Origin of the sequence: Nevskia sp., assembly GCF_023266035.1 — a bacterium.
Lineage (GTDB): Bacteria > Pseudomonadota > Gammaproteobacteria > Nevskiales > Nevskiaceae > Nevskia.
In genome coordinates this window covers 1-12,461 of sequence record NZ_JAHFRY010000139.1, presented here as the reverse complement: position 1 = coordinate 12,461, position 12,461 = coordinate 1, and the positions used below count along the sequence as shown (strand labels likewise).

Here is a 12,461-nt window from a genome sequence, read left to right as displayed (position 1 = left end):
CATGGTCGCCGGCATCCCGAACGCCAAGCAGATCAGCGGCCTGGACACGATCAATCTCCGCGGCGAGCGTTCGGTGTCCTGCAAGGCCGAATGCGATAGCGCCACCGGCGCGCTGCCGGCCAGTTGCCCGAAGGCCTGTGACAGCTTCCGCCAGCAGCCGGATGCCATCGAGCGTGCTGCCGAACTCGACAAGCAGTACGGCAAGAATCCGGACCTGGCGGCGCTGCCGATGTACTGCGTGCCGATGTCGTTCAAGGCGATCTACGACGCCAAGGACCTGCGCTCCACCGGCGGCGCTGATGCCAAGTACGCGATGGATGCCGCACCGAAGGATTCCACCCTGATCGCCCGCATGCGCAGCGCTGGCGCGATCGTCTTCGCCCACGCGCTGAATTCCGAGTACAACGGCGGCAGCGGCGATCCGGGCGGCGCGAACAAGGTCAAGAAGCCATCGATCGGCACCGGCGGCGCCCGTGAAAGCTGGGGCGGCACCACCTGCAATCCCTATGACACCGAGCGCGAAACCGGCGGCTCCAGCGGCGGCTCGGGTACCTCGGTGGCGGCCAATCTGGTGGTCTGCTCGATCTGCGAAACCACCGGCGGTTCCTGCCGCAATCCGGGCACCCACAACGGCGTGGTCAACTTCGTGCCGACCAAGGGCATGATCTCCTTCGGCGGCGCCATCGGCGCCAATCCCTACCAGGATCGTCCCGGCATCCACTGCAAGACCGTGGCCGATACCGCCACCGTGATGGACGCTTTCCGCGACAGCAAGACCGGCAGCTACTTCGATGCCCGCGATCCCTACACCTCGCTGCCGCGAGTGATCGCCACCAAGACCTCGTACAAGAGCGCGCTGACTCCGGCCGGCAGCGCCCAGCCATTGGCCGGCCTGCGCATCGGCGTGGTCCGCGAGCTGATGGTCAAGCACGCGGCCAGCGATGGCCCGATCGTCGACGGCATCAATCGCGAGCTGCAGGTGCTGAAAGCGCTCGGTGCCGAGCTGGTCGAGACCGTCGATCCGCAGTATCCGGATGATCCGTCGATCCCGAACCTCGCCTTCGGCTTCCAGGAAGCGATGGCTGAAGTGTTGCCGTTTCACATGCCGGAAGTGCTGGCCTGGAAGAAGGACGGCAAGCCGGAATTCGAAGTGCCGGGCTGGGATGTCAGCAGCCGCAAGTACCTGGTCGCGGCCTCGAACCACAAGGCACCGTGGCCGGCGAAGCTGAACCTGCGGCGGATCATCGGCAACCCGCCGGGTGGCGACGACGTGGTCACCGGCTACAGCTTCAGCTTCAACATGGCGCAGTACCTCAACGAGCGCGGCGACAGCACGATCCACGACTGGGACACGCTGAACGCCAACGCCAAGTACTTCAGCGATGCCAAGCTGACCGCGGCGAAGAACTGGGGCGCGAAGGAAATCGACATCCGGACCTACGACACCACCTACACGATGAAGCGCCGCGATGCGATGCGCATGGTGATGATGAAGGTGATGGAGCAGAACCGGATCGACGTCTTCGTCAACCCGCCGCTGTCGACACCGCCGGCGAAGATCGGTGGCGCCGCCGAACCGGACCGCGATCTGCGCCTGGGCTTCGGCTACGGCGCGCGTCTCGGCATTCCCGAAGTGCATGTGCCGGCCGGCTTTCTCGACACGCTCTACGAGGCGAGCTTCGTGCTCAGCAAGGACGGCAGCAAGTACGAGAGCGTCGCCGGCACCAAGCCGACCCGCTTAAGCAGCCCGCTGCCGTTCGACATCGCCTTCTGGGCTGGCCCGGGCGAGGAAAGCATACTGTTCAAGGTGGCCTCCGCCTACGAGGCGGCGACCCATCATCGCAAGGCACCGGCGGCGTTCGGGCCGCTGGCTGGAGAGCCTTGAGAGACCATCGCTGACCGCGGCAAGGCAGTTCGACGAGTGCCGCGATGACCAGGTCGACGGAGACTTGCAGGAGTGCCTTGCAAGGGATGCTGGTCGCGGCAGCAGCGCTGCTGCCGCAGTTCGTGCACGCCGCTGAATCGCCGGTGGAGGCCCTGTCGGACCATGTGATGGCTGCGGTCGCTGATCCGAGCCGGCCCGATTCGGACCGGCAGCGGGATGCCGACCGCAGACCGGCCGAGGTCATCGCCTTTGCCGGCATCAAGCCGGGCGACAAGCTTGCGGACTTCATGCCCGGCCGCGGTTACTACACGCGGATCTTCTGCAAGCTGGTTGGCGACGGTGGCCAGGTCTACGCGATCTCCGTGCCGTTCAAGCGTTCGGGCCCTCCACCGACCGACAAGCCTGCGGAAGCCGTGGTCGGCGAGCCTTGCAGCAACGTCACCCCCTCGAGCCTGCAGCCGCGCATGGTTCCCGCGCCGGAGTTGTGGTCGTCCAGCGATGATCCGGGCGCTGTCTATGAGTACTGGGCATCGAGCCCGGCTGCCGAGAACTTCACGGCGGCCGAGCCTCTGGACCTGATCTGGACCTCCGAGAACTACCACGACCTGCACAACCCGGCGTTCGGCTCGCCGAACCTGCAGACCGTCGGCAGGGCTTGGCTTAACGCGCTGAAACCGGGCGGCATCCTGATCGTCGAAGACCACGCCGCCGAGGCCGGCTCCGGCGCGCGCGATACCGAGACCCTGCATCGCATCGACCCCGCCGAGGTCCAGCGGGAAATGCTTGCAGCCGGCTTCGTGTTGGTTGCCGAAAGCGCCTTGCTCCATCACCCGGACGATCGGCATGCGGTCAAGGCGCATGCGATGCACGACCGCACCGACCGCTTCCTGCTCAAGTTTCGCAAGCCCTGACGATTAGAGCTGCTGACCGGTAGGGGGACGGTGCTGGCGTCCGTCGTCTGGGGAGTACCGGTAATCGCGCTGTCTCCGTAGCGCGCAGCAGCAGGTCCGCAACTCAGGTCGACGCTTCGGGAGAGACGGCAATGTCAGTGCGTGCAACGGTTCAGGTCCTCATCATCGTCGCCGCTGCGCTCTGCGCCGCTGCGACTCAGGCGGCAGACAAGTCCTTCCATCTGCAGGAAGCGACGATCGACGACATCCACGCCGGCATTCGCTCAGGCGAGCTGAGTTGCCGGCAGGTCGTCGAGGCCTATGTCGCCCGCGCCAGGGCCTACAACGGCTTCTGCGCCCGGCTGGTGACTGCCGATGGTGCCAAGGTATCGGCCGCGAAAGGCGCGGTGCGGGCTGGATCGGCATTGAAGTTTCCGACCGAAACCCTGGCGATCAGCAAGCTGGTGCCGGACTTCGACAAGTACATCGGCATGAAGCCCGACTACGGCCGCATGGAGCCGACCCTGTCCGATCCCACCGTGCTGCAGCAGTACGGCATGGTCGCCGGCATGCCCAAGGCCGGGCAGGTCAATGCGCTGGAAACCCTGAACCTGCGCGGCGAGCGCTCGGTGTCCTGCAAGGCCGGCTGCGATGCCGCCAGCGGCGACCTGCCGGCGAGCTGCCCGAAGGCCTGCGATGCCTTCCGCAAGCAGCCGGATGCGCTGGAGCGTGCTGCCGAACTGGACAAGCAGTTCGGCAGGAATCCGGACCTCAAGGCGATGCCGCTCTACTGCGTGCCGATGTCGTTCAAGGCCGTCTACGACGCCAAGGACATGCGCACCACCGGCGGCGGCGACGTCAATTACGCGATGGATGTGCCGCCGAAGGATTCGACCCTGACCGCCCGCCTGCGCGCGGCCGGCGCGATCGTCTACGCCCAGGCCCACAACTCCGAATACAACGCCGGCAGCGGCGATCCGGGCGGCGACGCCAAGGTGCTGCGCCCGTACATCGGCGCCGGCGGCTCGCGGGAATCCTGGGGCGGCATGACCTGCAATCCCTATGACACCGAGAGAGTCACCAGCGGCTCCAGCGGCGGCTCGGCCGTATCGGTGGCCGCCAATCTGGTGGTCTGCTCGATCTGCGAAACCACCGGCGGTTCCTGCCGCGGCCCGGCCAACTACCAGGGCGTGGTCAACGTGGTGCCGACCAAGGGCATGATCTCCTACGGCGGCGGCATCGGCGCCAATCCCTATCAGGATCGCCCCGGCATCATGTGCCGCACGGTGAAAGATTCGGTCAAGGTGCTCGACGCCTTCCGCGATACCAGAACCGGCAGCTACTTCGATGCCCGCGATCCGTACACCGCGCTGCCGCGGGGGGTCGCTTCGAAGACCGCCTACGCCAGCGCGCTCAGCGATCCCTCCAATGCCAAGCCGCTGGCCGGCGTGCGCATCGGCGTGATCCGCGAGCTGATGGTCAAGGACAGCCCGGCCGATGCCGCGGTCAGCGATGGCATCAACGCCGAGCTGAAAGTGCTGAAAGCCCTGGGTGCCGAGCTGGTCGAGTCCACCGATCCCAAGTACCCGGATGATCCTTCGATTCCGAACATGGAATTCGACTTCAACCAGGCGATCGCCGAGATCCTGCCGTTCCATATGCCGGAAGTGTTTTCGTCGAAGAAGGACGGCAAGCCTGAATTCGAGGTTGCCGGCTGGGACGTGGCGAGCCGCAAGTATCTGGTCAGCGTCGCCACCCATAACGCGCCGTTGCCGACGAACCTGAACTTCCGCCGGGTGTTCTCCAATCCGCCGCCCGATCCGGAAGCGGTGAGCGGCTACACCTTCGCCTACCAGTTCGCCGAATACCTGATGAAGCGCGGTGATGCCCGGGTGTTCGACTGGGCCTCGCTGAACAGCAACGCCAAGTACTTCAACGACGTGCGCCGAGCGGCGATGAAGAACTGGGAGAACAAGGAAATGGACATCCGTACCGGTGCCATCACTTACACGATGAAGCGCCGCGACACCTTGCGCATGGTGATGATGAAGGTGCTCGAGCAGAACCATATCGATGTCTTCGTCAATCCGGTGAGCCTGAGCCTGCAGGGCAAGATCGGCGGCGCCACCGTCGGCGGTCCGGGCGGTGGTGGTGGTGGCTTCGGTTATGGCGCGATGCTCGGCATCCCCGAGGTGTTCGTGCCGGCCGGCTTCGCCAACGAGGTCTACGATCCGACGTTCGTGCTGGCCAAGGACGGCACGAAATACGAAGGCGTCGAAGCCAGCAAGCCGACCAGGCTAGCCGGCCCCTTGCCCTACAACATCGCCTTCTGGGCCGGCCCCGGCGAGGAATCGACCTTGATCAAGGTCGGCTCGGCCTACGAGGCCGCGAGTCATCGGCGCAAGCCGCCGGCTGGCTTCGGGCCGCTGGCTGGGGAGCCTTGAGGCCGGCTTGAGATTGGCGTGAGGCTGGCGTCGTCGATGTCCTTTCGACACGGCATTGCGCTGGCAGCAGCGGCCACATCGTTCTGGCCGTTGCTGACAGCGGCCGAGTCACCGCCGAACGCGGATTGCCGCTCGGTCAAGCAAGCCCATTTCGCCAGCATCAAGGCCGGCGACCGGGTGGCCGAGTTTCCGCCGGACGATGGCTGTGTGACTCTGCTGCTGGCCCGCAAGGTCGGCGATGACGGCCGCGTCTACCGGGTGTCCACCACCGCCGACGATGCTGCTGCGGTCAGCGGCAATGTCTTCGCGATCCAGCTGAAAATGCAGCTCCATGCCGCGCCGGACCTGTGGTCGTCCAGCGAGGATCCGGGTGGCGTCTACGGCTACTGGACGTCCAGCCCGCCGGCCGAGAACTTCGCCACGCCGGAGCCGCTCGATCTGATCTGGGCGATGGCGCTCGATGAAGCCAGCCTCGGTGCCGTGAATCTCAGCGTGGTCAGCGGCGCCTTGCTGAAGGCTCTGAAGCCCGGCGGCGTTCTGGTCATCAGCGACGCCGCGTCTCGGCCGTTGCGGCGCGAGCTGATGGCCGCCGGCTTTGAACTCGTCAAGGCGCGGCGGTCATCGTTGCTGAAGTTCCGCCGGCCCTGAGGGTGCCGTTCAGGCTGCGTCGGAGACCGCGACGCAGATCTTGCCGAAGTGCTGGCCGCTGGCCTGATGACGGAAGGCATCGGCCAGCGCGAGCAGCGGGAAGCGGCTGTCGATCACCGGACGCAGGCCGTTGACCTCGATCGCGCGGATCAGGTCCAGCTGATGACGGCGGCTGCCAACGGTGAGGCCGATCATCCGGCCCTGCTTGCGCATCAGTTCGGAGGTCGGGATCACGCCTTCACGGCCGGCGAGCACGCCGATCAGGGCGATGTGACCGCCGGCGCGGATCGCACGAATCGACTGCGGCATGGTGCCGGCACCACCGATTTCGACCACGTGATCGACACCGCCGCGATCGCAGAACTTCGCCGCCGCCGCGCCCCATTCCGGGGTCGACTTGTAGTTGATCAGATGATCGGCACCGAGCTTGCGCAGGCGTTCCAGCTTTTCGTCCGATGACGAGGTAGCGATCACCGTGGCGCCGGCCAGCTTGGCCAGCTGCAGCGCGAAGATCGACACCCCGCCGCTGCCCTGAACCAGCACCGTGTCGCCGGCCTTGAGGCCACCATTGACCACCAGCGCCCGCCAGGCAGTGACGCCGGCGCAGCTCAGGGTCGCGGCTTCGTCGTAGCCGTAGTTCGCCGGCATCCTGGTCAGCGCGGTTTCCGGCACCGTCGCGAACTCGCGGGCATAGCCGTCGATGCCGTCGCCGGGCACGCTGCTGAAGCCGTCGAGTTCCGGTTCGCCATCGAGCCAGGTGGGATAGAAGGTGCTCAGCACCTTGTCGCCGACCTTGAACAAAGTCACTTCTTCGCCGACCGCGACCACATCACCGGCGCCGTCGGACATCGGGATGCGGCCTTCCGCCGGCTTCAGCGCGCCGATCACCACGGCGTAGTCGTGGTAGTTCAGCGAGCTGGCGCGAACTCTCACCAGCACCTCGTTGCGGCGCGGCGTGCGCGGTTCGACGGTGGCTTGTGTGAGGCTGTCGAGCGTAGCCGGCAGCTTGATGCGGATGGCGTTGGTCATCTTGGAGATCGGCGGCACAGTGCGGGCAGGGCCGCCATGATCCACCGATTGCCGATGCTGAGGCCAGCCTCGAAGGGATTGCCCTAGCGCGAGCCGCCGCGAAGCTCGGATGGCGACCGGCCGAAGCGTGCCTTGAACGCACGGCTGAAATGGGCCGGGTCCTTGAAGCCCCATTCGTAGGCGATGCGGGTGATCGACAGCCCGGTCGACGCCGAAGCTTCGATCGCGGCGCGGGCGCGGTCGAGCCTGCGGGTCCACAGCCATTCGGACAGGTGCAGGTCTTCCTCGGCAAACAGCTTGCTCAGGTAGCGCGGTGAAATGCCGTGCGCTTCGGCGATCCGTCGGCAGTCCAGATCGGGCTGGGCGAGATGGTCTTCGATGAACTGGCGGATGCGCTGGCGCAGCGCGTGGCGGCTGCCGAAGCCATGGCCGCTGTCGCCATGCTGCGGGCCCTCGAACGGCTCGGCCAGGGTGCCGACCAGGATGTCGATCAGCGCCTGATGGAACACCGCCTGCGTGGCCGGCGACAAGGATGGCAGTTCGGTCGCCAGGCTGGCCACGAAGCCGAAGGCCAGGCTGGCCGAGGCACGTCCGGAGCGGAACGGAATCGCCGTGACTCTTTCGGGGCGCGCCATGCGCCGGCTGACCAGCGCCCGTGGCAGGCGCAGCACGATCTGCTCGAAGGGCTCATCGAAGATCAGCCGGTACGGCCGGGTGCTGTCGTACAGCGCGAAATCGCCGGGTGCCAGCAGCGCATCGCGCTCGCCCTGAACCACCCGGCCATTGCCGCGCAGCTGGAAGCTCAGCAGGAAGAACGCTTCCGGGCTCTGCCGGATCCGCACCGGTGTCCGCGCCACGCGCTGGGCATCGGCGACGACTCTCGAAACCTGCACGTCCCGCAGTTCGCCGTTCGATACCGAGCCGGAGAAATCGGCCGACTGCGGCAGCTCGCAATCCAGCGACACGAAGCTGGACGAGATCATCTCGCGCCAGTACTCGAGGCGCTGTGCCTTCTCGACACGATCACAGGCGATGCGCACCGGCAGGGCATTGATCGCTGATGGAGTCATGGGCGTACCTCGAAGTCCGTTTGCAGTCTCCATCCGCAGCGAGGCTTGCCGCAAGCTTCTTCAGCGATTCCGGCGTTCAGGTTCCTGTCCAGACAAGTGGCAGTTCCCTTGAGGACCAGACCGTGCCCCGGTTCTGCACGAAACTGCGTCACCGACCCCAGAACCAGAGCCGACCATGACGCTTTTATCCCCGTCACCGATTCGCGTCGCCACCGTGCAGGCCGCTCCGGCCTTTCTCGATCTCGAAGCCGGCGTCGCAAAAACCGTGCGTCTGATCGAGGAAGCCGCACAACGCGGCGCCAAGCTCATCGCCTTCCCCGAGTGCTGGCTGCCGGGTTATCCGTGGTGGATCTGGCTCGATTCTCCGGCCTGGGGCATGCAGTTCGTGCAGCGCTATCACCAGAACTCGCCGCGTGCCGAGGGACCGGAAATGGACAGGATTCGGCGCGCGGCGCGCGAACACGGCATCGTCGTCGTGCTCGGCTACACCGAACGCGATGCCGGCAGCTTGTACATCGCCCAGCAGCTGATCGATGCCGAGGGCCGGTTGATTGCGGCGCGCCGCAAGCTGAAGGCCACGCATGTCGAACGCACGGTGTTCGGCGAGGGCGATGGCAGCGATCTGAAGGTCCATGACACGGCGATCGGCCGGCTCGGTGCGCTGTGCTGCTGGGAGCATCTGAACCCGCTGAACAAATACATCATGTATTCGCAGCACGAGCAGATTCACGTCGGCGCCTGGCCGAGCTTCAGCGTCTACGAAGGCGCGGCCTATGCGCTCGGCCCGGCGCTGAACACGGCGCTGAGCCAGGTCTACGCGGCGGAAGGTCAATGCTTCGTGCTGGCGTCCTGCGGCATCGTCTCGCCGGAGATGGTCGAGCTGCTTTGCGATACGCCGCAGAAGCGCCAGCTGCTGAAGGCTGGCGGCGGCGCGGCGATGATCTTCGGGCCGGATGGCAGCCCGCTCTGCGAGCCGCTGCCGCCGGATCAGGAAGGCCTGCTGATCGCCGACATCGATCTGAGCCTGATCACTCTGGCCAAGTCGGCAGCGGACCCGGTGGGCCACTACTCGCGGCCGGACGTGGTGCGGGTGGTGTTCAACCCGCATTCGCCGCAGCGGCTGACGCGGGTGGCGGCGCACAAGGATGCGCTGGATGCCGAAGGACCAGAGACCGGCAGCTAGCCGACGTAGGGTGCCGCTCGCGCCAGTCCGTCATCCAGGCAACGGGTTTCATCGGCTGCGACGCGGCCAGCCCTTGCGAGGACGGCCGGATGGCGCTGACAAGACGCGAGTTCAACACGCTGCTGGGCGGCGCTGCGGTGTCCACCGCTCTGAATCCTTTCGGCTCGGCGCTGGCCGCTGATTCCGACGAGCTGACGGCGATGAGCCTGACTGGCGTCGCCGCCGCGATCCGCGCCGGCAAGGCCACGGCAACACAGGCGGTGCAGGCCTGCCTCTCGCGCATCGACATCTACGATCCCAAGCTCGACGCCTTCATCACCGTGATGAGGGACCAGGCGCTGGCGCAGGCCGCGGCGCTCGATGCCGAGCAGAAGGCCGGCAAGTTCCGCGGCCCGCTGCACGGCGTGCCGATCGCGATCAAGGACAACATCGACACCGCCGGCACCCTGACCACCGGCGGCAGCGCGCTGTTCGAGGATCGCGTGCCGACGGTCGATGCGCCGGTGGTCGCCAGCCTGATGGCGGCCGGCGCGATCGTCATCGGCAAGACCAACCTGCAGGAATTCGCCATGGGCGGCGGCGAGACCTCGTACTACGGGCCGGCGCGCAATCCCTGGAATCTGGCCCACAACACCGGCGGTTCCTCGTCCGGTTCCGGCGCGGCGCTGGCCGCGTTCCTGAGCTATGGCGCGCTCGGTACCGACACCGGCGGCTCGGTGCGCATGCCGGCCTCGTATTGCGGCATCGTCGGCCTGAAGCCGACCTACGGCCTGGTGCCGATCCGCGGCATCCTGCCGCTGGTGCTGTCGCTCGATCACTGCGGGCCGATGGCGCGCACGGTGGCCGATTGCGCGCTGATGCTGAACAGCATGGCCGGCTACGACAAGCTCGACATCACCAGCGTCGAACATGCCCGCGAGGACTATGTCGCCGCGCTCAGCCAGCCGGTGTCGGGCTTCCGCATCGGCCTGCCGCCGAGCTACTTCGATGGCCTGGAGCCGGATGTCGCCAAGGCCGTCGACGAAGCGGTGGCGCTGCTCGACAAGCTGACCAAGGGCAGCAAGGAAGCCAATCTGCCGTCGATCACTTCACGGCCCAGCGTCGGCGCGCTCGGCGAGTACATGGCCTATCACGAGCAGTACGTGAAGAGTTCGGCGGCCAAGTACATGCTGCCCGAACGCCGCCGCCTCGAAGCCGCGCTGGCGGCGCCGCCGAAGGCCGCCGACTACGTGCGCGCCAAGTGGGATCTGGAACTGCTGCGCCGGACCATCGATGACTCGTTCAACGGCTTCGATCTGGTGGTCTGCCCGACGCAGCGGATCGTCGCGCCGAAGCTCGATGACCTGATCACCCGCGCCTACAGCACCACGCCGAGCAATCCGCTGGTCACCTCGAACTGCTCGCCGTTCAACATCTTCGGCCTGCCGTCGATCTCGCTGCCCTGCGGCTTCAGCAAGAGCGGCCTGCCGATCGGCTTGATGATCTCCGGGCCGAAGTTCTCCGAAGGCAAGGTGCTGGCGCTGGCCCAGGCCTACGAGCAGGCCACGCAATGGCATCTGCGCAAGCCCTCGCTGTCGCCGAAGACGGCGGTGCCGGCCGTGGTGAAAGGCGCATGAGCACCAGCAAGCAGGACGCACTCGCAGCACTGTCGATCGCTCAAGCCGCCGCCAGGCTGCGTAGCGGCGAAGTCAGCTCCCGGCAACTGACCGAAGCCTGCCTGGCACGCATCGCCGTCTATGACCCGATGCTCGATGCCTTCATCACCGTGATGAAGGACAAGGCGCTGGCCCAGGCCGATCAGCTCGATGCCGAGCAGAAAGCCGGCAAGCTCAGAGGCCCGCTGCACGGCGTGCCGATTGCGCTGAAGGACAACATCGACACCGCCGGCACCCGCACCACGGCGGCCAGCGCGCTCTGGGAAGACCGGGTGCCGCCCGCCGATGCGCCAGTCGCCAGCCGCCTGAAGCAGGCCGGCGCGGTGATCATCGGCAAGACCAACCTGCACGAGTTCGCGATGGGAGCGGGCGAGGCTTCGTTCTGGGGTGCGGCGCGCAATCCCTGGGCGCTGAACCTGAACACCGGTGGCTCCAGTTCCGGCTCCGGCGCTGCGGTGGCTGCCGACCTTTGCTATGGCGCGCTCGGCACCGACACCGCGGGTTCGATTCGCCATCCGGCCGCCTATTGCAGCCTGGTCGGTCTGAAGCCGACTTTCGGCCTGGTGCCGATCCGCGGCATCGCGCCGCTGACCCTGTGCCTCGATCACTGCGGGCCGATGACCCGCACCGTCGAGGACAACGCGATCATGCTCAACGCGCTGGTCGGCTACGACCGCCGCGACATCACCAGCGTCGAGCACAAGCGAGAGGACTATGTGGCGGCGCTGAAGCAGCCGGTGTCGGGCTTCCGGCTCGGCGCGCCGCTAGGCTTCAAGGAAGGCACGCATCCGGAAATCCTCAGGGTTTGCGGCATTGCCTTCGAAGTGCTGGCCAGGATCACCGCCGGCATCAAGGACGTGAGCCTGCCGAGCACCGGCGATCTCAGCATCGGCGCGCTCGGCTATTCCGGCGAGACCTGGGCCTGGCACGAAGAGACGTTCAAGGATTCGCCGGGCAAGTACCAGCTGGCCAGCCGCCGGCGCCTCGAAGGTGCCGCGAAGGACGAGCCGAAAGCGCCGGACTACATCCGCACCAAGTGGAAGCTCGATCTGTTGCGCCGAACCATCGACGACAGCTTCACCGACTTCGATCTGGTGGTGATGCCGACCATGCGCAAGATGCAGCCGGTGCTCAACGACATGTTCAAGCGCATTCGTGAGCCGAAGCCGGGCGATCCATCGGCCTTGTCGAACTGCAGCGTGTTCAACGCCACCGGCCTGCCGGCGATCTCGATCCCCTGCGGCTTCAGCAGCGACGGTCTGCCGATCGGCCTGATGATCGCTGGCCCGCGTTTCTCGGAAGGCAAGATCCTGGCGCTGGCCCAGGCTTACGAGCGCGAGACGCGCTGGTATCGGCAGAAGCCGAAGCTGACACCGGACACGCTGGTGCCAGCGCTGACGGTCTGATCGACCTGATCTCGGATCGCCTGAGCCTCGTCCGGCACGCAGGCTGACGATGAAGCGCGCGCCTTGGGCGCGCTGCGAGGCGACCTCGATGCAGCCCGCCACGCGGCCTGACTGCACGAAGGGCTCGAACAGGCGGCTGAGCGGGCGGTAGCGCATGCCTTCGCCGCGGACTTCGATGCGGATCGCGTCCTGCCCGGCGACGATGCGGCCGTGGTCTTCGAGCCAGCAGCGGAAGGTCTTCAGCAGGGCAA

General features: G+C 66.5%; 9 protein-coding genes. 7 read left to right on the top strand and 2 right to left on the bottom strand.

Going from position 1 to position 12,461, the window contains the following annotated elements:
• The 4 genes from Q0D45_RS18045 to Q0D45_RS18030 form a co-directional block, all read left to right on the top strand.
• Positions 1–1,885 (top strand): amidase family protein (locus Q0D45_RS18045; RefSeq protein ID WP_293396046.1); only part of this gene is annotated, 1,885 nt, incomplete at its 5' end.
• An 86-nt stretch (positions 1,886–1,971) separates the two neighbouring features.
• A complete protein-coding gene (locus Q0D45_RS18040) occupies positions 1,972–2,796 on the top strand; it encodes a hypothetical protein (RefSeq protein ID WP_293396045.1) in 825 nt (274 codons plus the stop codon).
• Between the two features lie 131 nt (positions 2,797–2,927).
• A complete protein-coding gene (locus Q0D45_RS18035; protein WP_293396043.1) occupies positions 2,928–5,219 on the top strand; it encodes an amidase family protein in 2,292 nt (763 codons plus the stop codon).
• Positions 5,220–5,255: 36 nt separating this feature from the next.
• Complete coding sequence (locus tag Q0D45_RS18030; protein WP_293396041.1) at positions 5,256–5,867, top strand: hypothetical protein; 612 nt, start codon at positions 5,256–5,258, stop codon at positions 5,865–5,867.
• Between the two features lie 9 nt (positions 5,868–5,876).
• Here Q0D45_RS18030 and Q0D45_RS18025 read toward each other — a convergent pair whose 3' ends face one another.
• Together Q0D45_RS18025 and Q0D45_RS18020 are read right to left on the bottom strand one after the other, a co-directional pair.
• Positions 5,877–6,896: an NAD(P)-dependent alcohol dehydrogenase gene (locus Q0D45_RS18025; RefSeq protein ID WP_293396039.1), complete on the bottom strand. Its 1,020-nt coding sequence runs from the start codon at positions 6,894–6,896 to the stop codon at positions 5,877–5,879.
• Between the two features lie 83 nt (positions 6,897–6,979).
• Positions 6,980–7,966, bottom strand: a complete 987-nt coding sequence (locus tag Q0D45_RS18020) for a helix-turn-helix domain-containing protein (protein ID WP_293396037.1) — start codon at positions 7,964–7,966, stop codon at positions 6,980–6,982.
• A 175-nt stretch (positions 7,967–8,141) separates the two neighbouring features.
• On the opposite strand from Q0D45_RS18020, the gene Q0D45_RS18015 reads away from it, so the two are divergent.
• The 3 genes from Q0D45_RS18015 (at position 8,142) to Q0D45_RS18005 (ending at position 12,210) form a co-directional block, all read left to right on the top strand.
• Positions 8,142–9,149 carry a carbon-nitrogen hydrolase family protein gene (locus tag Q0D45_RS18015; RefSeq protein ID WP_293396035.1) on the top strand — a complete coding sequence of 336 codons (1,008 nt, stop codon included), beginning with the start codon at positions 8,142–8,144 and terminating at the stop codon, positions 9,147–9,149.
• A gap of 89 nt (positions 9,150–9,238) precedes the next feature.
• A complete protein-coding gene (locus Q0D45_RS18010; RefSeq protein WP_293396033.1) occupies positions 9,239–10,765 on the top strand; it encodes an amidase in 1,527 nt (508 codons plus the stop codon).
• Positions 10,762–12,210 (top strand): amidase, encoded by a 1,449-nt coding sequence (locus Q0D45_RS18005; RefSeq protein WP_293396031.1) that lies wholly within the window; start codon positions 10,762–10,764, stop codon positions 12,208–12,210. Before Q0D45_RS18010 ends, Q0D45_RS18005 begins: the two co-directional genes overlap by 4 nt.
• The last annotated feature ends 251 nt before the right edge of the window (positions 12,211–12,461 follow it).